Source organism: Streptococcus mitis, assembly GCF_946190115.1.
Lineage (GTDB): Bacteria > Bacillota > Bacilli > Lactobacillales > Streptococcaceae > Streptococcus > Streptococcus mitis_CO.
Genome location: NZ_CAMHZG010000003.1, coordinates 58,206 through 82,145, shown reverse-complemented (window position 1 = coordinate 82,145; position 23,940 = coordinate 58,206). Strand labels below are relative to the sequence as shown.

Annotated in this window: 20 protein-coding genes; 3 read left to right on the top strand and 17 right to left on the bottom strand. The window is 40.9% G+C overall.

What is annotated here, in order from left to right:
• Positions 1-301 precede the first annotated feature (301 nt).
• On the bottom strand, positions 302-2,626 hold the full coding sequence (gene pflB, locus N8L90_RS02325; RefSeq protein WP_000260631.1) for a formate C-acetyltransferase: 2,325 nt from the start codon (positions 2,624-2,626) through the stop codon (positions 302-304).
• Positions 2,627-2,865: 239 nt separating this feature from the next.
• On the opposite strand from pflB, the gene dinB reads away from it, so the two are divergent.
• Entirely contained in the window at positions 2,866-3,927 is a 1,062-nt protein-coding gene (gene dinB, locus N8L90_RS02320) for a DNA polymerase IV (RefSeq protein WP_261023973.1), read from the top strand.
• A 146-nt stretch (positions 3,928-4,073) separates the two neighbouring features.
• Here dinB and N8L90_RS02315 read toward each other — a convergent pair whose 3' ends face one another.
• Both N8L90_RS02315 and N8L90_RS02310 read right to left on the bottom strand, forming a co-directional pair.
• Positions 4,074-4,919, bottom strand: coding sequence for an undecaprenyl-diphosphate phosphatase (locus N8L90_RS02315; RefSeq protein ID WP_261023972.1), 846 nt, complete (start codon positions 4,917-4,919; stop codon positions 4,074-4,076).
• 61 nt (positions 4,920-4,980) lie between these two features.
• Complete coding sequence (locus tag N8L90_RS02310) at positions 4,981-6,870, bottom strand: DUF2207 domain-containing protein (protein ID WP_261023971.1); 1,890 nt, start codon at positions 6,868-6,870, stop codon at positions 4,981-4,983.
• 138 nt (positions 6,871-7,008) lie between these two features.
• Between N8L90_RS02310 and N8L90_RS02305 the strand changes: the two genes are divergently transcribed.
• Together N8L90_RS02305 and N8L90_RS02300 are read left to right on the top strand one after the other, a co-directional pair.
• A complete protein-coding gene (locus N8L90_RS02305) occupies positions 7,009-8,574 on the top strand; it encodes an ABC transporter substrate-binding protein/permease (protein ID WP_261023970.1) in 1,566 nt (521 codons plus the stop codon).
• Positions 8,574-9,314, top strand: a complete 741-nt coding sequence (locus N8L90_RS02300; protein WP_000189477.1) for an amino acid ABC transporter ATP-binding protein — start codon at positions 8,574-8,576, stop codon at positions 9,312-9,314. The genes N8L90_RS02305 and N8L90_RS02300 overlap by 1 nt, the downstream gene beginning before the upstream one ends.
• 243 nt (positions 9,315-9,557) lie before the next feature.
• Here the strand turns inward: N8L90_RS02300 and N8L90_RS02295 are convergent, their stop codons facing one another.
• The 14 genes from N8L90_RS02295 to N8L90_RS02230 all read right to left on the bottom strand — a co-directional run bounded on the left by N8L90_RS02295 (position 9,558) and on the right by N8L90_RS02230 (position 23,924).
• On the bottom strand, positions 9,558-9,773 hold the full coding sequence (locus N8L90_RS02295; RefSeq protein WP_001130036.1) for a capsule biosynthesis transcriptional regulator: 216 nt from the start codon (positions 9,771-9,773) through the stop codon (positions 9,558-9,560).
• 830 nt (positions 9,774-10,603) lie between these two features.
• Positions 10,604-11,854 carry a threonine ammonia-lyase IlvA gene (ilvA, locus tag N8L90_RS02290; RefSeq protein ID WP_261023969.1) on the bottom strand — a complete coding sequence of 417 codons (1,251 nt, stop codon included), beginning with the start codon at positions 11,852-11,854 and terminating at the stop codon, positions 10,604-10,606.
• Positions 11,855-12,075: 221 nt separating this feature from the next.
• Positions 12,076-13,098 carry a ketol-acid reductoisomerase gene (gene ilvC, locus N8L90_RS02285; RefSeq protein ID WP_000290683.1) on the bottom strand — a complete coding sequence of 341 codons (1,023 nt, stop codon included), beginning with the start codon at positions 13,096-13,098 and terminating at the stop codon, positions 12,076-12,078.
• A gap of 168 nt (positions 13,099-13,266) precedes the next feature.
• Positions 13,267-13,743: an acetolactate synthase small subunit gene (gene ilvN / locus N8L90_RS02280; RefSeq protein ID WP_001253803.1), complete on the bottom strand. Its 477-nt coding sequence runs from the start codon at positions 13,741-13,743 to the stop codon at positions 13,267-13,269.
• Positions 13,736-15,436, bottom strand: coding sequence for an acetolactate synthase large subunit (locus tag N8L90_RS02275; protein ID WP_261023968.1), 1,701 nt, complete (start codon positions 15,434-15,436; stop codon positions 13,736-13,738). Before N8L90_RS02275 ends, ilvN begins: the two co-directional genes overlap by 8 nt.
• A 200-nt stretch (positions 15,437-15,636) precedes the next feature.
• Entirely contained in the window at positions 15,637-17,304 is a 1,668-nt protein-coding gene (locus N8L90_RS02270; RefSeq protein WP_261023967.1) for a DAK2 domain-containing protein, read from the bottom strand.
• Between the two features lie 2 nt (positions 17,305-17,306).
• On the bottom strand, positions 17,307-17,672 hold the full coding sequence (locus N8L90_RS02265) for an Asp23/Gls24 family envelope stress response protein (RefSeq protein WP_000216437.1): 366 nt from the start codon (positions 17,670-17,672) through the stop codon (positions 17,307-17,309).
• 155 nt (positions 17,673-17,827) lie between these two features.
• Entirely contained in the window at positions 17,828-18,016 is a 189-nt protein-coding gene (gene rpmB, locus N8L90_RS02260) for a 50S ribosomal protein L28 (RefSeq protein WP_001140948.1), read from the bottom strand.
• A 105-nt stretch (positions 18,017-18,121) separates the two neighbouring features.
• Entirely contained in the window at positions 18,122-18,796 is a 675-nt protein-coding gene (locus N8L90_RS02255) for a LiaF transmembrane domain-containing protein (RefSeq protein WP_261023966.1), read from the bottom strand.
• 4 nt (positions 18,797-18,800) lie between these two features.
• The gene (locus N8L90_RS02250) at positions 18,801-19,247 is read right to left on the bottom strand and encodes a LytTR family DNA-binding domain-containing protein (protein WP_261023965.1); all 447 of its coding nucleotides are present in this window, start codon (positions 19,245-19,247) and stop codon (positions 18,801-18,803) included.
• Positions 19,248-19,360: 113 nt separating this feature from the next.
• Positions 19,361-19,864, bottom strand: a complete 504-nt coding sequence (locus N8L90_RS02245; RefSeq protein WP_261023964.1) for a phosphatase PAP2 family protein — start codon at positions 19,862-19,864, stop codon at positions 19,361-19,363.
• Positions 19,865-19,959: 95 nt separating this feature from the next.
• Complete coding sequence (locus N8L90_RS02240; protein ID WP_261023963.1) at positions 19,960-21,720, bottom strand: ABC transporter ATP-binding protein; 1,761 nt, start codon at positions 21,718-21,720, stop codon at positions 19,960-19,962.
• Complete coding sequence (locus tag N8L90_RS02235) at positions 21,710-23,479, bottom strand: ABC transporter ATP-binding protein (RefSeq protein WP_261023962.1); 1,770 nt, start codon at positions 23,477-23,479, stop codon at positions 21,710-21,712. Before N8L90_RS02235 ends, N8L90_RS02240 begins: the two co-directional genes overlap by 11 nt.
• Positions 23,454-23,924, bottom strand: a complete 471-nt coding sequence (locus tag N8L90_RS02230; RefSeq protein ID WP_261023961.1) for a MarR family winged helix-turn-helix transcriptional regulator — start codon at positions 23,922-23,924, stop codon at positions 23,454-23,456. The genes N8L90_RS02235 and N8L90_RS02230 overlap by 26 nt, the downstream gene beginning before the upstream one ends.
• Between the last annotated feature and the right edge of the window lie 16 nt (positions 23,925-23,940).

Sequence of the window (23,940 nt, the reverse complement as noted above, 5' to 3'; positions counted from 1 at the left end):
AATACAACCACACCTTGTGTCTTACAAAGTGTGGTGTTTTTATTTTCATACTCTTCGAAAATAAAATTCAAACCACGTCAGCTCTATCTACAACCTCAAAGCAGTGCTTTGAGCAATCTGCGGCTAGCTTCCTAGTTTGCTCTTTGATTTTCATTGAGTATCAAATACCTCCCGCAACTCAACAAGTATCTTTGAATCTCGGTCAGACATTTCAGTACCTGACTTAAGGAATTTAAGATCCCAAAAAACAACCCTCAGTCGACTGACCGAGGGTTCCTTATTTCATTATTCAAGAACTTGATTAGCTCAATGCATCCAAGGCATCATCCATTGAAAGAACTTCGTGGAAGACACGTTGTGTCAATTCAGTTTTTTGTTCTGGAGTGAGGTATTTAGTGTTTACACAGTATCCAGAGATACGTACGATAACGTCTTCACCTGACATGATCTTTTCGTAAACATCGTTCAAGTCCATAACGTTCAAGTTAACGTGTTGTCCACCGTTTTCGAAGTAACCATCAAGAATTGTTACCAAGTTATCAACTTGTTCGTCACGAGTCTTACCAAGAGCGCGAGGTGAGACTTGTGTAGTCAATGAGATACCATCAGCTGCATAACTAAAGTCAAGGCTAGAAAGTGAGTTCAAGTTTTGCAACCATCCACCTTTAGCTTTGTTAGATGGGTTAGCACCTGGTGAGAAGAATTCAAGTTTAGACAAGTTCACAGAACCATCTTCGTTGAGGTATACACCTTTGTGGACTGGTGAGTTACCAGTTTGTTTAGAGTAAGCAACGTTAGATGTGATTGTCAAAAGTGATACTGTAGCTTCAGCGTCTTTGTAAAGTTTGTGGCTACGTAGACGAGTTGTGTAAGCTTCGATCAACCATTCTGCCAATTCGTTTGAACGTGGGTCATCTTCACCCCAACGTGGATATTCACCGATTGTTTCGTAATCGTAGATGTAGCCATTTTCGTCACGGATTGGTTTAACTGTAGCGTATTTGATAGCTGACAATGTGTCAACAGTGTTGGCAAATCCACAGATACCGAATCCCATGTTGGCACGTTGTTTAGTTGGCAAGAAGGCCATTTGAACAGCTTCGTAGTTGTACTTATCAGTCATGTAGTGGATGATGTTCAAAGCGTCTACGTAAGTGTCAGTCAACCAGTCAAGAGATTTTTCAAAGTTAGCTTTAACTGATTCAAATTCAAGAACTTCGTCACGGATTGGTTCGATGTCAAATACTTTGTAGTCTTTGTGAACATCGTCGTAACCACCGTTCAAACCAGTAAGAAGGGCTTTCAATACGTTTACACGCGCACCGAAGTACTGGATGTTGTGGCGTTGTTCTTCATTTTCTGGGTCAAGTGGAGACACACAGCATGAGATACAGCTCATTTCACCATATCCGTCTTTAGCCATTGTTGTTACACCTTCGTATTGGATAGAAGAGTGTTTGTGGCTCATGTGCATACAGTAGCGACGGAAGTTGTATGGCAATTTATCAGTCCAAAGAACTGTCAAGTTTGGTTCTGGAGAGTTACCGATGTTGTCAAGTGTGTTCAAGAAACGGTAGTCCATCTTAGTAACACGGTGACGACCGTCGTTACCCATACCAGCCATAGAAGTTGTGATGAAAGTTGGGTCACCTGAGTACAATTGGTCGTAAGCTTTTGTACGAGCAAATTTAACTGTACGAAGTTTCATAACGAAATCATCAACGAATTCTTGGATTTCTGATTCAGTAAATGTACCACGAGCAAGGTCACGTTCTGCAAAGATATCCAATACGATTGGTACACGTCCTAGGGATGTAGCAGCACCGTTGATAACACGGCAGACAGACATGAAGGCGATGTTAACCCATTGGATAGCTTCTTTAACGTTCATCGCTGGTTTACGAACGTCAACTCCGTAAAGGTCACCCAAGCGAACAACTTGTTGCAATGCTTGGTATTGAAGATTAATTTCTTCACGAAGACGGATTGTTTCTTCATCGATTTCTTCGATTGCATTCCAGTCGTTTACTTTTTCTTGCATCAAGTAGTCTGCACCGTAAAGAGCAAGACGTGCGTAAACACCGATGATACGTCCGCGTGAGTATGCATCTGGAAGACCAGTTACAGTGTGAGCGTGACGAGCGCGACGAATGTTTGAAGTGTAGGCACGGAAGATACCGTCGTTAACTGTTGTTACGTATTTAGTAAAGATTTCATGAACAGCTGGATCTGGTTCATATCCATTTTCTTTCAAAGTAGTTTCAGCCATACGGATACCACCTTTTGGCATGAAGTTCAATTTGAAGAGTTCATCGTTTTGGATACCAAAGATAACTTCATTTTCTTTGTCGATAAATCCTGCTGGAATGTCAGCGATAGATGTTGGACGAGTGTCCATTGGGAAACGAGTTTCTTCGTAGTGTGCCTTCGTTTCTTCTACAATTTTTTTGATGTGAAGTGAACGTTCTGTTGGTCCTGCAAGGAAGCTTTCGTCTCCATCGTAAGGTGTGTAGTTAGCTTGTACAAAGCGTGATACACTTGCTTTTTCTTTCCAATCTACGCCTTTGAAGCCTTCCCAAGCTTTGTCAAAAATATCTTGTGCTTCAACAACTGTCTTAACAACCATGTTAATGTCCTCTTTTTTCTTTCTAGTAACAGCCATCTGTTACATTCATGAGATAAGTATACCATACAGTAATCGTTTTCAACAAGTGGTAAATCCCTATTTTTACACTTTCTTTTCTAAAACAGTCTGTGTTTTATCCTAAACTGTATTATATTTTTGAAAAAAATATACCCTTTTTTCCTTTTTTCAGAAAAAAGGGTATAATAAAAGAAAATATGCTGTAAAAAGGGGGGCTAGGCATGTTGATTTTTCCTTTATTAAATGATTTGTCAAGAAAAATCATCCATATTGACATGGATGCCTTTTTTGCTGCCGTGGAAATCAGGGATAATCCTAAACTCAGAGGAAAACCTGTCATTATCGGAAGCGACCCTCGGCAAACAGGTGGGCGGGGAGTCGTTTCTACCTGTAGCTATGAGGCACGAGCTTTTGGTGTCCATTCAGCCATGAGCTCTAAGGAAGCCTATGAGCGTTGTCCCCAGTCCGTCTTTATCTCAGGGAATTATGAAAAATATAAATCTGTTGGCCTCCAGATTCGAACTATCTTTAAGCGTTATACAGATTTAATAGAACCCATGAGCATTGACGAAGCCTATTTGGATGTAACAGAAAATAAACTCGGTATCAAGTCAGCAGTCAAAATCGCTCGCCTCATTCAAGAGGATATCTGGCAAGAACTCCATCTAACTGCTTCTGCTGGCGTTTCCTACAACAAATTCTTAGCTAAAATGGCTAGTGATTATCAAAAACCACATGGTCTGACAGTGATTCTACCTGACCAGGCTGAGGACTTTCTAAAACAAATGGATATTTCCAAGTTTCATGGAGTAGGAAAAAAGACAGTGGAAAGACTTCATCAAATGGGTGTTTTTACCGGCGCTGATCTACTTAAAGTTCCTGAAGTGACCCTAATAGACCGTTTTGGCAGACTGGGCTATGATCTTTATCGAAAGGCTCGTGGTATTCACAATTCCCCCGTCAAATCCAATCGCATCCGTAAATCAATCGGGAAGGAGAAAACCTACGGGAAGATTCTCCGTGCCGAGGAAGACATCAAAAAAGAGCTGACTCTCCTATCAGAACGAGTCGCTCTCAATCTCAATCAACAAGAAAAATCTGGAAAAATTGTCATTCTGAAAATCCGCTACGAGGACTTTTCAACTCTTACTAAACGAAAAAGTCTTTCTCAAAAAACACAGGATGCTAGCCAGATAAGCCAAATAGCCCTGCAACTCTATGAAGAGTTAAGCGAGAAAGAAAGAGGTGTCCGCCTGTTGGGGATTACCCTGACTGGATTTTAATACTCTTCGAAAATCTCTTCAAACCACGTCAGCTCTATCTGCAACCTCAAAATAGTGTTTTGAGCAACCTTTGGCTAGCTTCCTAGTTTGCTCTTTGATTTTCATTGAGTGTAAAACCTTGAAGAGTTGCCCCTTCAAGGTTTTTCTTATACAAATAAACGGACAAAGCTGTAAAGTAGCAAGATACTACCAAGTACGATACGGTATTTACCGAAAAGGGTAAAGTCGTGTTTTTTCACATAGCTTGTCAAGAAACGAATAGCGACCATGCTGACTGCAAAAGCTACTCCCATCGCAACCAAGAGCAAGAACAATTGCCCAAAACTCAAGAGCTGTCCTGCTTTTATAAATTTGAAAATCTTTAAGGCACTGGCTCCAAACATAACAGGAATCCCAAGATAGAAGGTAAATTCTGTCACAACAGAACGACTAGTTCCATTCAACAAACCACCTACAATCGTTGCTCCAGAACGGCTTGTACCTGGTAAAAGAGCAAGAACTTGGAAGAGTCCAATATAGAAAGCTGTCGTATAAGGAAGCTTGTCCAATTCTGTTACACTTGGTTCGATAGCACGCGCTTTATTGCGCTTTTCCAAATAAATAAAGGCAATCCCGTAGATAATCAACATGAGAGCAACAGAAACCATATTATGGAAGTGGGTATCAAACCAATCATCAAACTTAAAGACACCAAGTAAAGGTAAAGTAGCAATCAAGACCTTCAACCACAGTCTCCAAGTCTTACGAACTTCCTGCTTGTCTTTACTTGGTTTAAAAGGATTTAGTTTATTAAAGTAAATGACCATAACCGCTAAAATAGCACCAAGCTGAATCACGACATTAAACATGGACATAAAGGCTTCATTTTGATTTTGGTATTGGATAAATTCCTCTGCTAAAATCAAGTGACCTGTACTGGAAATCGGCAACCATTCCGTAATTCCTTCAACAATCCCGAAGAAGATAGATTTTAAAATTTCAATAAGATACATAGATTACTCCTTTTTTCTATCTTCCATTATAGCATATTTTTTCAGCCAGTGATAGCTCTCTTTAAAAGGCGCCGATACTGCCGCCACCTCCGCCTCCAGAGAAACCACCGCCAGAACTTCCACTTCCAGAAGATACGGAGTAGGTACTTGCTGTATTTGCGACACTAGCATAATGGCTCATTTGCGCGCTTGAATGATAAAACATACTATGCCAGCCATAAGCTACATAAAGATTGATATCTGGATTTTCCACTTGAATCTGATGAACCTTCATCAAATGGCTGACCTTGTCCGCATAGCCAAATAAGGTCGCATAGACCAAGAGGCGATTCCAGACCACAATACTTTCCAGTTCAGCCTGATCCAATCGTGCAATCTCACGCAACATATTTTCAAAACTGGTCCAGAGATAGTAGACTTCTGCTCCTGCTTCATTCAGAACACCATCACGATTATCTAGTCGAAGCTTCCAATAATAGAAAACAGCCAAAACCAAACCTAGAAAACCAAGTATTGGCAAGAGGAGGTAAATATAGCCATAAACATCCAAACTGTACAAGAACAAACCAAATCCGATAAATAGGGGCAGGATAGTCAAGACCCCCATACCCACTTGCAAGGCCTTTTCCCCACCAGTTAAAGGACGATAATAATCTGGGAATCCCCAGAAGGAAACTCGATTTCTCACTCCTTCTTGCATCTGATTCAATACTTCTTCAAAAGAAGATTTGAGCTGACGCCCCTTTGCTTGAATCCGTTTTTCATCAGAGACTTTTGCTCTACGATAAAGACTATCAGATACCTTGTAATCCGCAAACAAATTGGAAAGAGTTTCTTCTTTTTTGCCTGAAAAAGCCAGATTTAGACAGTCTTTCTCAAAGCTTGACAAACCATCTTCTTTTACTAGCCTCAAACCAACTGCATCTCCTTCTGAAATGATAGAGACATTTCCACGGTCTATCACATCTAGCAAGGTAGCTTGAATAAGTTGATCAAAGGTAAATTTACCTGCTCCTTTTGTTAGAGGACTCACTTCCTCCAAGGAGGTAGAGTAGACAGCCTCTGATAAAACCATAGGCTCTAATTCCATTGGTGGTTCATAGAGACGATGATTTTTTGCATATTTGACCGAAGGAGTGGTCTTTCTTCTATAAATAAAATAGAAACAGACACTTAATAACAAGGAGATAGAAAGTATGGAAGGAAACACCCAAGTAACGAGTTGTTTACTCTGATCTTTTTCTCTAACAATCGAGTCTTCTACCTTATTAAATTCTTCTAAACGATTTCCTTTCAATCCCTGATCCCTAGCGCTAGCAAAATCAGTTCGAGGCCAGTAGGCATGCAATTCAACTCCACGCTTAGCTGGAAGATTGTCCAAACGAATAGTATAATCAAGGCTACTCTTTTCAATCGTTCCCTCTCTAAAAAGTTTGCCTGTATGGAAAAAGAGTTTTTCAGCCCCCTTGTCTCCCCTTACATGAAATTCAAACTTTCCAATAGCCCCTGAACTATCTGTTAAAGGTTGCCAATTTAATTCAGCAATGTCATCATATAGAAAAAGCAAATTCTTTAAGTTCCAGACAAGGTCAACTTCAACTGTGTCGCCTTCTTGACCTGGATTATAAACTTTAACAGTATAACCATCTGCTCCTTCTATCACTTCGCTAGTAACGTCTGCTAGTTCAGCACCGTTTTTCGCAGCCTGAACCTTTGGATGAGGATCAATGTCAAATCCACTAGGCATCTTGCCAGCACGTCCAAGTCCCACGATTTGGCCCTTAAAGTCCTCCTCAAACTGGTAAACTATCTTCTGTCTAAATTCTGCCGTATTGTCTGCATGAATATACAAATCCCCTTGGTAAGAGTTTATCTTGAAATCAATGGCAAAAACAGAGAGTGGCAGAAGGCAAAACAAGCCTAAGACCAGTAAGAAAAAAGTTTTTTTCATCAACTAAGCCCCCTTTTTATCTTTGCTATCATTATATCATTTTTTCTCAAGTAAGGGCTTACCTATATTGAAAAATAGAGTTTTTTTCGATAAAATAGGAGACAGTTATTTTTTAATAGATTAGAAATAGGAGAAATCATGAGAAAAATATACTTATCTATTTTCACAAGTCTCTTGCTGATGCTGGGACTTGTCAATGTTGCTCAAGCTGATGAATATTTACGCATCGGGATGGAAGCAGCATATGCTCCCTTTAACTGGACTCAGGATGATGATAGCAATGGAGCTGTCAAAATCGATGGGACTAACCAGTATGCTAACGGATACGATGTTCAAATCGCCAAGAAAATCGCTAAGGACTTAGGTAAAGAACCTTTGGTTGTTAAAACAAAGTGGGAAGGTCTAGTCCCTGCCCTTACTTCTGGTAAGATTGACATGATTATCGCAGGTATGAGTCCAACTGCAGAACGCAAACAAGAAATTGCCTTTTCAAGCAGTTACTACACTAGCGAACCTGTCCTACTAGTCAAAAAAGATTCTGCCTACGCAAATGCTAAATCTTTGGATGACTTTAATGGTGCGAAAATCACTTCTCAACAAGGTGTCTACCTCTACGACTTGATTGGTCAAATCTCAGGCGCTAAAAAAGAAACAGCCATGGGAGACTTCGCTCAAATGCGCCAAGCTCTTGAGGCTGGTGTCATTGATGCTTATGTTTCTGAACGCCCTGAAGCACTGACTGCCGAAGCCGCTAACTCTAAGTTCAAGATGGTCCAAGTAGAACCAGGTTTCAAAACTGGAGAAGAAGATACAGCTATCGCCATTGGACTTCGTAAAGATGACAATCGTATTAGCCAAATCAATGCCAGCATTGAAACCATTTCAAAAGACGACCAAGTTGCCTTGATGGATCGTATGATCAAGGAACAACCTGCCGAAGCTACAACAACTGAAGAGACTAGCAGTAGTTTCTTTAGCCAAGTCACTAAAATTCTTTCTGAAAACTGGCAACAACTCTTGCGTGGTGCTGGTATCACTCTTTTAATCTCTATCGTCGGAACCATCATAGGTCTCATTATCGGCCTTGCCATTGGTGTTTTCCGTACTGCTCCTCTCTCTGAAAACAAAGTCATTTACGGCCTACAAAAACTAGTCGGCTGGATTCTCAACGTCTACATTGAAATTTTCCGTGGTACGCCAATGATCGTTCAATCGATGGTTATCTACTATGGAACTGCCCAAGCTTTCGGTATCAACCTTGACCGCACACTAGCTGCTATCTTCATCGTTTCAATCAACACTGGTGCCTACATGACTGAAATCGTCCGTGGTGGTATCCTAGCAGTTGACAAGGGACAATTTGAAGCCGCTACTGCTCTTGGTATGACTCATAACCAAACCATGCGTAAGATTGTCCTACCTCAGGTAGTCCGTAACATCCTGCCAGCAACTGGTAATGAATTTGTCATCAATATCAAAGATACATCTGTATTGAACGTTATCTCTGTTGTCGAACTTTATTTTTCAGGAAATACCGTGGCGACGCAAACCTATCAATACTTCCAGACATTTACAATCATCGCAGTGATTTACTTTGTCCTCACCTTCACCGTAACACGTATCCTACGCTTCATCGAACGCCGCATGGACATGGATACCTATACTACAGGTGCTAACCAAATGCAAACGGAGGATTTGAAATAATGACACAAGCAATCCTTGAAATTAAACACCTCAAAAAATCCTATGGACAAAACGAAGTGCTAAAAGACATTTCACTCACTGTCCACAAGGGAGAGGTCATCTCTATCATCGGAAGCTCTGGAAGCGGAAAATCAACATTCCTACGCTCCATTAACCTCCTTGAAACGCCAACTGATGGACAAATTCTTTATCATGGACAAAACGTCCTCGAAAAAGGCTATGACCTCACGCAATACCGTGAAAAGTTGGGGATGGTTTTTCAATCTTTTAACCTCTTTGAAAATCTCAACGTTCTTGAAAACACAATCGTCGCTCAGACGACTGTCCTTAAACGCGAACGTACAGAAGCTGAAAAGATTGCCAAAGAAAACCTGGAAAAGGTCGGCATGGGAGAACGCTACTGGCAAGCGAAACCAAAACAACTCTCAGGTGGTCAAAAACAACGTGTGGCCATCGCTCGTGCCCTCTCCATGAATCCGGACGCCATTCTCTTTGATGAACCAACATCAGCTCTCGATCCAGAAATGGTTGGAGAAGTCCTCAAAATCATGCAGGACCTGGCTCAAGAAGGCTTGACCATGATTGTTGTAACTCACGAAATGGAATTCGCCCGTGATGTCTCTCACCGTGTTATCTTTATGGATAAAGGTGTGATTGCTGAAGAAGGCAAACCAGAAGACCTCTTCACCAATCCTAAAGAAGACCGTACAAAAGAATTCCTTCAACGCTATCTCAAATAAAAAGAAAAGGCTGCATCAACCGTGCAGTCTTTTTGCTATCCTCATACTCTTCGAAAATCTCTTCAAACCACGTCAGCTTCGCCTTGCCGTAGGTATATGTTACTGACTCTGTCAGTCTTATTTACAACCTCAAAGCAGTGCTTTGAGCAGCCTACGGCTAGCTTCCTAGTTTGCTCTTTGATTTTCATTGAGTATCAAAATGAAAAGGCAGACCTTATTCAAGAATCCGCCATTATCCAAAGATTAATCTTCAAATTTTTCATGATTTTTTTCATAGAAATCAATTAAACCTAGAGCTGTTTCAAATGAAATATTTTTTACTTTTGCACGACCCTGCGCTAGAGCAATGATAGACATTTCACGCGCATTCGTTTCTTTAGAGATACGGTAGCCTGTGATTTTCTTATCACGAACCCAGCCAACAACTGATTCTACTTTTTCAAAGTTTGACTTAGCCATGTTCTTCTCCTATTTTCTTCTTTACGTTATATTATTCTATACGTTTTTATGTCTTTTGTCAATAAAAAAACATATATTCAATAAAATAAATGATTCAGAATCTTCTTACTTCCTTTTTAAAGCCGATAATATATAGGTTTTTGCTTACTATAACCCATTAGTAAGCTCCTAAAGAATAATTGTATTATTAAACTTTAAACTTGTAAAAATATTCATGTATACTGAATGCCAGTTTCTCAATAGGATAGACAGGATTTACTATTTCATTCTATATATTCCTTTTAAATCAACAAGTCCACTAAAGATAGTCTTTCACTCCACACTATCTCTAAACCATTCCGTTTTCTTTCTCCTTCTTTGGTTCCTTTCCTGTCCTTATCTATATCTTATTTATTTCACAACCGGTACTACTTACTTTGTCCAATCTTGCACCTTCTGATTACATACCCGCTTCCCAGCTAGTCATTTGAAAACAGCAGCACTTGCCGTTTCATGTCTAGCACTATTGTTTATCTCACGAGTTTTTTCAGCCGACTCACCTAGCAACCATCTCACAAACATTGATTATTTTTTCTAATTCCTATTATATTTAGTGAAAGTTCAAATTAGGGATATATACAATTGGGGATTTCAAAAAATTTCCTTATATATAGTAAGTAATGCTGTCGCCTCAATATAAACAGAATCAAAAATAATAGGTGTTATAGTGAGTTGTAGTAGAAATAGCACGATAGATTTCCTAAGTCCATAGGAATCGCCCCCTTTCTTCATCCTCATTATAACACCTATACATCAGTTGTGCAAATAATATGATATTTTTTTATTAGTTCTCAGACAAGCATATTATAGAGCGTTTCATTACCATTTAAGTTAATATAAGCTGGATCAAAACCTTCCATTCGACGAATCAATCCTGCATAATCATGCTTATCTGCCAAGGCAATCCCAATCAATACTGGACCTGTCCCCTTGCTAGCTCGTTTGATATACTCAAAACGTGTGATATCATCATTTGGTCCCAGGATATCATTTACAAACTCACGCAGAGCACCTGGACGCTGTGGAAAATTGACCACAAAGTAATGCTTAATCCCATCATAAATCAAGGCACGCTCTTCCATTTCTGGCATACGGTTGATATCATTATTTCCTCCAGAAATGATACAACAAATGGTTTTCCCCTTGATATATTCAGCTAAAACCTCTAGAGAGGCGATACTAGCTGCTCCAGCAGGCTCTGCTACAATCCCTTGCTTAGAGTAAAGGTCAATCAAGGTTTCAGAAATCAATCCCTCATCGACACCTACCAAAGTTTGAACATGTTGACGAGTTGCTTCATAGGTCAACTGTCCTACCTTTTGTACAGCAATCCCATCCGCAAATTTGTCAATTTCTTTGAGTTTGACTGGACCACCAGCTTCAAAGGCAGCCTTCATGGAACGTGCTCCATTAGCCTCTACCCCAATGACTTCAATTTCTGGACTTGTTTCCTTGATATAGGTAGAAACCCCAGCAATGAGACCACCACCACCAACAGGAACCAAGACAGCATCAAAATCAATCGATTCTTTTCGAGCTTCTTCTAAAATCTCATAAGCAACTGTCCCTTGACCAGCTTGAACATGAGCATCATCAAAAGGATCAATAAAGGTACGATTTTCAGAGGCTGTAAATTCTTGAGCTGCTTTAGCAGAAGCATCAAAGGTATCTCCAACTAGTTTAATGGTCACGAAATCCCCACCAAAAAAGCGAACCTGCCCAATTTTTTGTTGCGGAGTAGTAATGGGCATAAAAATAGTAGCAGGAATTTTCATTTCATTACAAGTATAGGCTACTCCCTGCGCATGATTTCCCGCAGAGGCACAGACTACCCCACGCTCACGCTCTTCCTTGCTGAGCTGAGAAATAGCATAATAGGCACCACGAATTTTAAAAGAACGAACACGTTGGGCATTTTCCTTTTTCAAATAAATCTTAGCATCGTACTTCTCCGATAAATAATGGTCATAATCAAGCGGTGTATTAACGACCACACCATTCAAGACCTTATGAGCCTTGATTATATCTTTTGAACTTAACATCTTTTTCTCCTAGACTATTTCATACTTATACTCTTCGAAAATCAAATTCAAACCACGTCAGCTTCACCTTGCTGTACTCAAGTACAGCCTACGGCTAGCTTCCTAGTTTGCTCTTTGATTTTCATTGAGTATTATCTCAATTCATCCTCTTAAAAAGAGAGATGAATTGATTATAAAAGCGAGTTAGTCCCCCAACTCGCCTTCACCTTAATTTCTATCAATTAGTTATAGATTTTGAATGCATCATCGTCGTTTTTACCAACGAATGGCATTGCTTTACGCAATTCTGCACCAACTTTTTCAATTTCAAGGTTAGCTGCTTGTTCACGGTAAGCAGTCAATTTTGGACGTCCAGCTTTATAGTCATTTACAAAGTCATTTGCAAATTTACCATTTTGGATATCTGCCAAGACAGCTTTCATGTTTTCTTTAACTTGCTCAGTGATTACACGTGGACCTGATACATAGTCACCGTACTCAGCAGTGTTTGAAATTGATTGACGCATTTTCTTGAATCCACCTTCGTAGATCAAGTCAACGATCAATTTCATTTCGTGAAGAACTTCAAAGTAAGCCAATTCTGGAGCGTAACCTGCTTCTGTCAAGACTTCGAAACCTGCTTCGATAAGGGCAGTCAAACCACCACAAAGTACAGCTTGTTCACCAAACAAATCTTCTTCAGTTTCTTCTTTGTAAGTTGTTTCAAGAAGACCTACACGTGCTGCTCCGACACCTTTACACCAGTCCATAGCAATGTTTTTAGCATTTCCTGTTGCATCTTGGTATACTGCATAAAGAGCTGGAACACCAAATCCTTCTTCGTAAGTACGACGTACCAAGTGTCCTGGTCCTTTAGGAGCACACATGAAGACATCTACATCTGCAGGAACTTTGATAAATTCAAAGTGAATGTTGAAACCATGGGCAAATCCAACTGCATTTCCAGCTTCCAAGTTTGGAGCGATTTCTGCTTCGTACAATTCTTGTTGGATTTCGTCTGGTGCCAAAATCATGATAACGTCAGCCAATTTAGTTGCTTCTGCTACTGTGTAAGTGTCAAATCCATCTTCTTTTGCTTTGTCAAAAGATTTACCTGGACGTACACCGATGATGACATCACGACCTGAGTCACGCAAGTTTTGAGCATGCGCATGTCCTTGTGAACCATAACCGATAACGGCGATTTTTTTACCGTCAAGTGCTGCTACTTTAACATCTTTTTCATATTCCATTTGAACTGCCATAGTTTTTCTCTCTTTTCTATTATTTATTGCCTTTTAGGCTGGTTTAACAAATTTAAAATATTTTTATACTCAATGAAAATCAAAGAGCAAATTAGGAAGCTAGCCGCAGGCTGTACTTGAGTACGGCAAGGCAAAGCTGACGTGATTTGAAGAGATTTTCGAAGAGTATTAATCGCGGGTAAATCCAGTTGCACCAGTTCGAGCAATATTGCGAATACCGTATGGTCGAATAACTCGCAACAGAGCTTCACTCTTTTCAGCATTTCCTGTCATCTGAATGGTAATCGAGCTTGGTGCTACATCTACAACTGTTGCACGGAAAGGTTGAATAATCGCTAGAATCTCAGCTCGCTTCTCAGCTGGCGCTGACATCTTAACCAAAATTACCTCGCGCTCCAAATGAGGCTTGTCTGTAATATCACGAATGCGAATCACATCAATCTGACGATTGAGCTGTTTGATAATTTGCTCCACCTCATCATGTGAAGCAACATCAATAATAATGGTGATACGCGATACATTCGGATCTTCTGTTGCTCCAACAGAGATACTTTCGATATTAACCTGACGACGAGACAGGACACCGGTAAAGCGATTGAGGACTCCTGATCGATTCTGTAGTTTTGCTGTTAACATTCTACGCATGGAACTTCACCCCCAACATCTCATGATTACTCTTACCAGCTGGTACCATTGGTAACACCTGTTCCTTACGAGAAATATCTACCTCGATTAGCATAGGAACATTCTCAGTGATCACTTCAAGGTCTTGAGCCAAGGTCTCAGGATTGTCAAACTTATAGTTTTTAATGCCATAAGCTTGTGCCATCAATTGGAAATCAGGAAGGGTATCAAAGACTGACTCAGATGTTCTACCTTCATAGAAGGATTCCTGCCATTGGCGAACCATTCCAAGTGAGTGGTTGTTCAGCATAACCACCTTGATTGGCACCTTGTAAATGTTTAAAATAGCCAATTCCTGGTTAGTCATTTGGAAACCGCCATCTCCAACAAACAAGACTACTTCCTTATCTGGGTTAGCAATTTTAGCTCCAATTGCTGCTGGAATTCCAAATCCCATGGTTCCCAAACCACCTGAAGTCACTAACTGACGTTCATTTTGGTAGGGATAATACTGGGCTGTCCACATTTGGTGTTGACCAACGTCTGTTACCACAATGGCATCTCCATTCGTCAATTCACCAATTCGTTCAATAACGGCTTGCGGTTGAACCACACGCTCTTTCTTGTCATAAGAACGAACACGGTTCTTGTCTTTAGTGACTTTTTCAATCCATTTCTCAGTATTGTTATGAACTGTTGGTTCGGCCAGCAACATTTGCAAGGCTTTTTTCGCATCTCCAACTACAGGAATATCTGCACTGATAATCTTGCCAATCTCGGCTGGGTCAATATCAATGTGAGCAACCTTAGCATTCTTAGCGAAAGTCTTAGGATTCCCCGTCAAGCGGTCATCGAAACGACAACCAATACTAATCATAAAGTCCGCTTCCGTCATGGCAATATTAGCTGCGAATGACCCGTGCATGCCTCCCATTCCAAGGAAGAGTGGATGACTCGTTGCAATCGTACCTTGCCCCAAAAGACTGGTTACCACTGGAATTTGGTAACGTTCTGCAAATTCATTTAATTCCGCAGCAGCTTCAGCATAACTAATTCCACCACCAGCTAACAAGACTGGCTTTTTAGCCTTGGATAATTGCTTCAAGATTTTCTTGATTTGCATATCATTTGGCTCAAGAGTTGGCTGATAGCTTGGTAGGTTCACTTCTGGTGAATAGATGAAGTCCGTTTCTAAAGCAGATACGTCTTTAGGTAGGTCAATGACAACTGGCCCTGGACGTCCTGTAGTTGCGATATGGACAGCTTCCTTAATGATTCGAGGGATATCAGCTGTCTCACGAACTTGGTAATTGTACTTAGTGATTGGCATGGTAATTCCCACGATGTCTGCCTCCTGAAAGGCATCTTTCCCAATCCCTGCTCGCGCAACCTGTCCTGTAAAGACCAAAAGGGGAACGCTATCGCTCATGGCATCTGCAATCCCTGTAATGGCATTTGTTGCTCCCGGTCCGCTAGTGACGACGGCAACACCCAACTTTCCAGTTGATTTGGCATAACCTTCAGCTTCATGCAGACAACCTTGCTCATGGCGCCCTAGAATGTGGCGAATGCCTTTAAAATTATATATCGCATCATAAAAAGGCAAGACCGCACCACCAGGATAACCAAAGATGGTATCAATTCCTAAATCACGAAGTGTTTCCAAAACTAGGTCAGACCCCGTCTTAGGAGATTCTAAACTGATTTTCTCCATTGTTCCCCTTTCTTTCCTCTTAAAAATAACTTGTTACTATCATACCACTTTTTCAAAATTTTTCAAGACAAAAGAAGAAATTTTCTGAATTTTCTATTTTAACGTTTATTTATGAATGTTATTTTTGTTTTTATAAAAAAGATACCGATTTCATTTACTAAAAAAGAAAAAAGAACTGATTTCTCAGTCCTTTATTAATCTTATTCTACACTAAATAGGTATGGGTAAACAGGTTGTTGGCCTTGGTGAATCTCGACTTCAACATCTTCGAATTCTTCTGCGATTTCTTGGGCAATTTCATTGGCAAGTTCTTCGCTTCCGTCTTCACCGATATAGAAGGTTACGATTTCACTATCTTCATCCAACATATGTTTCAAGGTTTCTGTCAAGGTTTGGTGCATGTCAGGGTTTGACACGAGAATTTTCCCATCCACCATACCAAGATTATCGTTTTCATGGATTTCTAAACCATCGATTGTTGTATCACGCACAGCTGTTGTGACGCTTCCGCTAACGACATCGCTAAGAGCAGCAGTCATACGCTCTTGGTTTTCTTCGATGGACTTGCTTGGATCAAAGGCAAGAAGACTTGTCAAACCTTGAGGAAGAGTGCGAGCTTCCACCACTACTGCTGGTTGCTCCAAAACTTCTGCTGCAGATTGAGCTGCCATGAAGATGTTTTTGTTGTTTGGCAGGAAGATGATGTTACGAGCGTTGACCTGTTCAACAGCCTTGATAAAGTCTTCTGTTGAAGGGTTCATGGTTTGACCGCCTTCGATAACATAATCCACGCCTTGAGAACGGAAGATATCTGCTAGACCTTTACCAGCCACCACAGCAATCAAAGCATACTCTTTTTCTTCAGCAGGCCTGTTAACTTGGGCAGCTTCTTTTTCAACCTGCGCTTCGTGTTGATTACGCATATTGTCAACTTTTACCTTGACCAAGCTACCATATTTGAGACCTTCTTGCATAACAAGTCCTGGATCTTCTGTATGGACATGGACTTTGACAATTTCATCATCATTGACAACAAGGAGAGAATCCCCAAGTTCATTCAAGTAGTTACGGAACTCGTCGTAGTCAAAATCTTTAGCATAGGTGGGACCTTGCTTAAGAGCTACCATGATTTCGGTACAGTAACCAAAGGTAATGTCCTCAGTCGCCACATGACCAGCCACAGACTTGTGGTGCTCTGCATTGATCATTTCACTCATGTTGGCAGGAGTCGCTACAAAGTCCTCAGATGCAATATATTCGCCAGTAAGGGCTGAAAGGAAACCTTCGTAGATAAAGACCAATCCTTGGCCACCTGAGTCCACAACGCCAACTTCTTTCAATACTGGAAGCATGTCTGGTGTTTTAGCTAGAGCTGTTTTAGCACCTTCCAAGGCTGCGCGCATGACTTCAACAGCATCATCTGTTTGCTCAGCTTTTTTCTTAGCACCGATAGCAGCCCCACGAGAAACTGTCAAAATCGTTCCTTCAACTGGTTTCATCACTGCCTTATAGGCAACTTCTACACCTGATTGGAAGGCAAGGGCCAAGTCTTGACCTGTTAACTCGTCTTTATCCTTGATGGCTTGTGAAAATCCACGGAAAAGCTGAGACGTAATCACTCCTGAGTTCCCACGCGCTCCCATCAAAAGACCTTTAGCAAGAATGCTCGCTACCTCTCCAACTGTAGAAGCTGGTTTGTCTGCAACTTCTTTGGCTCCATTTTCAATGGTCATTCCCATATTTGTTCCAGTATCTCCATCTGGAACTGGAAAGACGTTTAATGAATTGACATATTCAGCTTGCTTATTCAAACGAGTTGATGCAGCCTGCACCATTTCTTGAAATAAGCTAGTAGTAATTTTTGACACGGTTATTCTCCTACAACTTTGATATTTTGAATGTAGACATTTACAGTCTGAGCAGTAATTCCAAGTTGGTTTTCCAAACTAAAACGAACACGCTCTTGAATGTTTTTTGACACTTCGCTAATCTTTGTTCCGTAGCTCAACACGGTATATACATCAACTGCAATACTGCCATCTTCGGCCGCCTTTACGACGACACCTTTGGAATAATTTTCCTTACCTAGAAGGGCTTGGAAATTATCTTTGAGGGCATTTTTACTAGCCATACCGACCACACCAAAAATCTCAGTTGCTGCTCCACCTACGACGGTTGCAATCACTTCATCTGTTAGTTCGATTTGACCATCTTTTGTATTAATTTTTACAGTCATCCTTTTTACCTCAACTAGTTGATACTCTATTTTATCATATTTCAGCCCAAGTGTAAAAGCAGAATACTGTATCAGCGGATATTTACTCTATTTTTCAAATGATTTTATATCTACAGTAAAAGAAAAAAGACCCTAAGGTCTCCTTACTTTTATTATTAAACGCGTTCAACTTTACCTGATTTCAAAGCACGAGCTGAAGCCCAAACTTTTTTAGGTTTACCATCGATAAGAACAGTAACTTTTTGAAGGTTTGGTTTTACGGCACGTTTTGTTTGGTTCATCGCGTGTGAACGGTTGTTTCCTGATACAGTCTTACGACCTGTAAAGTAACATACTTTAGCCATTGTGTTTTCCTCCTATTAGATCTAATATAGCGGATGTGCTAGCACCACATACCGTACTATGTTATCACACTTTCTTCATTTTTGCAAGGGAATTAGAAGATTTTTTTATTTAACGTAAACAACTCCTAATTTCCCAAAAGCCACATCTCCACGGATAATCAAGGTTTTGCTGGTTGGCGCTAAAGGAGTATCTGCCTTGGCTACGCCACAGAAAGTTTCTACCTTTAAATCAACTCTCCAATGTTGTGGAACATAGATAACTGCATTGCCAAAACCAACTTCTACTTTCAGGGTTGCGCTATCTCCTAAAATCTCTGCATTGTCATAATATATCTTGGCATTGCCAAAACCAACTTCTACTTGGTCGTCTACCAATTCTTGATTTTGCTTGTAGAAAGTCCCTGTCCCAAAAGCGACTTCCTTGTCTATAAAAATGGTTTTTTCACCATCATACCACCATTTTTTCCCATTCCAAGTTCTGTTAGAATGAGTGAGTGCGCTGACACCCAGTACGATTAAAATACTAGCCCAGAACAGCGACTGATTTGGAATCGGTAAAATATCATAAAAGTGGTTAGCAATCATGAGGGCTACTAGAGCTGTAAAAGAGGCTGAAGTTAAGTGGCGACGCAACAAAGCTCCAACTGATTGGTAGGCAAAAAAAGCAATACCAATCAAGGGCCAAATTTGCCCTCCAAGAGAAGGGATTCCAAAATTTCCTTGCAATAATATCAAAGTTGCTAAAACCAGCAACACAATACCAAATGCTTTCTTTTTCATGTTCTTACCTCATGTTTCTTAGATTTTCTTTTAGGAGGGATTGGTAATGCCGTGACACATGAACCTCCTTGTGGGTCTGATAAAAGGAAATGGTGCCCGTTCCTGAAAAGGACTTGTCCACCGAGTAAACCTGCCGAATATTAACGATCGTTGACTTGGATACCCGACTAAAATAGCGAGGAAGGATAGCTTCTAACTCATAGAGTTTAAGCCGAACTTCGTAGGCATCTTTCTGGGTATGGGCATAAATCTTGTTCCCTTCTGTCTCAAAGAAGAGAATTTCCGACAAGTTCAGATAATACTCACCCGTCCCCTTGTAAAAAATCAACCTAGGAGACTTGGACTCTTGTAAGAGTCGCTGTAATTCCGCAATCTCATCTGTCAAAGCCGTTGCCTTGATGACAATTTCAGTTTCCTCTAAATTGCTATCAATTTCGATTCGTAACTTCATTCCATCTCCTTTCTGACTCTACTATATCAAAGCTAAAATAAGAAAACAAGAGCAAAAAAGCAAGTGGTTACTTTAGGCTCGTAAGTGGTTGTGGGATCACCTTAACTTACAGGTCAAAATAGAAAGAAAAGCACACCCCACACAAGACCACAAATATAGCCAACCACTACATCCTTGGGATAATGCACTCCCCCTAAGACTCTTACTAGACCTAGGAAGGCTGATAATGTCAAACAAATCATCCCCATAGTTAGACTAGCATGCAAGCAAGCCATGGAGATAATGGTTGCTGAAAAGACATGACGACTGGGCATAGACTGACCAGGACTATCTCTGTCTAGTAGCGGGACAATTTCCCAAACTTCATAAGGCCTAGGGGCATTGATTTTCTTACGAAGAAAGGACAAAATCACAAAACCTGACGCTGGAATAAACAAATAGATTCCGACCTGTTTCCCAAGTTCTTGTTGAAGATAGGTAGTTGCTAACAAGGTTAGATAAACTATAGGCATAACTACCGTCATGAACCGATTGAAAGTTCTTAACAAGCTCAGAAGAAAGGGCTTATTTTTAATGTTACCAGCAATGTGGTCATACCATTCTTGATAATTTTTCATATATTTTCTCATCACTTACTCAAATTTTGCTTATAGGGAAGCACTTGTCTTCTAGTATAGTGCAGAAAAAGAAGGCCGTCAAGCCTTCTTTGGGTTTATTCTTCTGCTTCGTCTTCTGTAAACTGACTGTTGTAGAGGTCAGCGTAAAAACCAGCTTGCATCATTAGCTCATCATGATTTCCTTGCTCGATGATATTCCCATCCTTCATAACCAGAATCAGATCAGCATTACGAATGGTTGACAAGCGGTGGGCGATGACAAAGGAAGTTCTGCCCTCCATCAAACGATCCATGGCTTTCTGAATCAATTCCTCTGTACGGGTATCAACAGAAGAAGTCGCCTCATCTAGGATTAGGAGTGGTGCATCTTTCAGCAAAGCACGAGCAATGGTCAAGAGTTGTTTTTGTCCGACAGACAAGGTTACTGTATCGTCCAAGACGGTATCATAACCATCTGGTAGGGTCATAATAAAGTGGTGAATCCCTACAGCCTTGCTGGCTTCAATCACGCGCTCATCACTAATACCTGTTTGGTTATAGATAAGATTGTCGCGAATGGTTCCTTCAAAGAGCCAAGTATCCTGCAAGACCATTGAAAAGGCATCGTGTACTTCCGAACGCTTCATCTCTTTGGTATCCACACCATCGATGCGGATACTTCCCTTATCAATCTCATAGAACTTCATCAAAAGATTGACAATGGTTGTCTTACCAGCTCCGGTCGGTCCGACAATGGCAACCTTTTGACCTGCATGAGCGGTCGCAGAAAAGTCATGAATAATGGTTCGCTCTGGTGTGTAACCAAAGGAAACACGATCAAAGACCACTTGACCTTTCATATCGCTCAATTGTCTTTCTTTATGGGATTCATCTTCCATTTCCTCTTCAGCTAGAAATTCGAAGACGCGTCCCATGGCTGCACTAGCCTGCTGAAGACTAGTAATCCCTTGGGCAATTTGTGAAAGAGGCTGAGAAAAGATACGAACGTAGGCCATAAAGGCAACGATAATCCCAATACTGATGTGCCCATTTAAGGCCAAGGCTGCACCAACGATAATCACCAAGGCATAGCTAAAGTTCCCAATAAACATCATAATCGGCATCATAATCCCTGAAATAAATTGAGATTTCCAGATGCTATCATACAGACGATGATTTAATGTTGCAAATTCTTCTTTCGTGCTCTCGATAGCATTGTAACTGGTCACCACATTATGGCCAGAGTACATTTCCTCCACATAGCCATTGACAGCTGCCAAATCTTGTTGCTGACTCTTAAAAAAGCCCTGGGATTTGCCCATAAAAACAGACACGAAAGCAAAACCGATAAGAGTTGAAACAACCGTCACCAAGGCTAAAATCCAGTTCATCCCAAACATGGTTACCAAGACTGCCACGACCAATAAAGTGGATGAAAGAACTGTTCCCAGACTTTGATTAAGGGACTGGGCTGCAGTGTCAACGTCATTAGTTACACGAGACAAGGTATCTCCTTGAGAATGTCCATCAAAATATCCCAATGGTAGGCTATTGATTTTCTCTGCAATAGCTCTTCTCAAACGCTCTGAAAAACGTTGAATAGCTGTTGTAAACAGAAATGCCTGTAAATAATTTGATAGAAGTCCGATCACATAAATCACGGCCAAAAAACCACCAATTGCTGCAACCGCCGCGACATCCACACTTGTTTCTAGACCACTGGCAATAATATTAGTCATTTCCTTAATACGGGTTGGACCATATACAGTAATGATATTGGATACGATTGTTGCTAGAAAGGCTATCAGAAGGGCAAACTGGAGGCCTGCAAGATAGGGTTTACTCTGTTTCCAAAGAGACATTTTCTTATTTTCCATGTTCCAATTCCTCCTTCGATAGTTGTGAATAGGCAATTTCTTGGTAAACTTCGTTATTAGCTAGAAGTTCCTTGTGGGTGCCTTGCCCCACGACTTTTCCTTGATCCAAGACCAAAATCAAATCTGCATCCATAATCGTTGAAATACGCTGTGCAACGATAAGCTTGGTCATAGACTTGGTTTTCTCTGCTAGCTCTTGGCGTAGGACACGGTCTGTCTTGTAGTCCAAGGCTGAGAAGGAGTCATCAAAGATGAGGATTTCTGGCTTCCGAGCTAAGGCACGCGCAATGGCCAGACGCTGTCTTTGACCACCTGAGAAGTTGGTTCCTCCTTGGGCCACTTCTGACGCTAAGCCTGCTTCCTTTTCTTCGATAAAGTTCTTAGACTGGGCCAATTCTAAGGCTCGCCACATAGCCTCCTCACCAAGCGGTGTTTCTTGACTGTGTCCAAAGTCTAGATTGCCCTTGACATCACCTGAAAAGAGAACAGCTTTTTGTGGAATATAGCCGACCTTGTTGCGCAACTCTTCCAGATCATAGTCTTGAACATTGACACCGTCTACAAGAATCTCTCCTGCTGACACATCGTAGAATCGTGGAATAAGATTGACCAGAGTTGATTTACCAGAACCTGTTGACCCAATAAAGGCCACTGTTTGACCCACTTCTGCTTTAAAGCTAACATGCTCGATAACCGCCTCCGAATTTGCCGCATAGCGGAAGGTCACATCCTTAAATTCGACCTGACCTTTGAGGTTTTCATCAGCCAGCTGCACTTGAGCAAGATTTTGGATAGAAGAATGCAAATCTAAAACTTGATTAATCCGCTTGGCAGATACCATAGTTCGGGGAAGAACGATGAAGAGTGCTCCCATGAGAAGGAAGCCCATGACAACCTGCATGGCATAAGACATGAAAACAATCATGTCACTAAAGAGAGGCAGACGTGCTATCGGAGCAGCATCGTTAATCACATAGGCCCCAATCCAGTAAATCGCCACACTCAAACCACTTGAAATCCCCATCATGATAGGGTTCAAAATAGCCATAAGACGGTTGACAAACAAATTCAAGCGTGTCAATTCATCATTTGCTGCTGCAAATTTTGCATTTTGGTATTCTTCAGCATTGTAGGCGCGAACGACACGAATACCTGTTAAACTCTCACGAGTGATACTGTTTAGTTTATCAGTCAGCCCCTGAATCAAGGACTGTTTTGGAAAGGCTAGCGTCATCAAAACTGTCGTCATCAAAACGTTGACAATCACCGCCACAAGTACGGCCCAGAGCCAGTATTCTGAATGTCCTAAAATCTTCCCGATAGCCCAGATAGCCATAATCGGACCACGCGTTACCACTTGCAAGCCCATGGTAATCAACATTTGAACTTGAGTAATGTCATTGGTGGTACGCGTCAAGAGACTAGGAATAGAAAATTTCTTAATCTCTATCTGCGAGTAATCCAAAACTCGGTTAAAAATATCACTTCTCAGCCTACTAGTATAAGAAGCCGCCACTCGGGATGCAAAAAAACCAACTGCAACTGCGGATAAGAAGGCTAGAAAGGACATTCCCACCATCATGCTTGCCGGCTGCCATAACTCATCCAAGTTGGTTCCCTGAGTTCCTAGTAAATCAGTGATTTTAGAGATATAGGTCGGCACTTCCAACTCTAGATAAACCGAAAAGCAGGTAAAGAGAATGGCTAGTAAAATCATCCCCCATTCTTTTCCACTAATTCGTTTGGCTAATTTCTTCATTATCTCCTCCTATTCCCTTGATATTTTCCTGTAGTTGACCGAGAACTTTCTCAAAAATCAGTAATTCATCTTCATCAATGTCTTCCATCAACTGCTTGTCTATTCGTTCAAAAAAAGCCTTAACCTGTTGCATCTGAGAACGTGCTTTGTCCGTCAAACGAACAAATTTTGCCCGCTTATCGCTAGGATTCACCTCCAATTCCACCAAACCATTTTGCACCATACGCTTGACCAAATTACTAGCAACAGACTTGGTAATATTGAGTTCCTGCTCGATATCTTTAATCAAGACCATGTCTTGGTTTTTCTCACGATTATCCAAAAAACGCACAACCTGACCTTGCGGCCCACCCATAAATTCAATACCACAACGTTTGGCTTCCTTTTGCACCATCAGGTGAATCTGATGACCAAAACGCTTAAAGACTAACATCGGCTTATCCATACTAACTCCTTTCTAA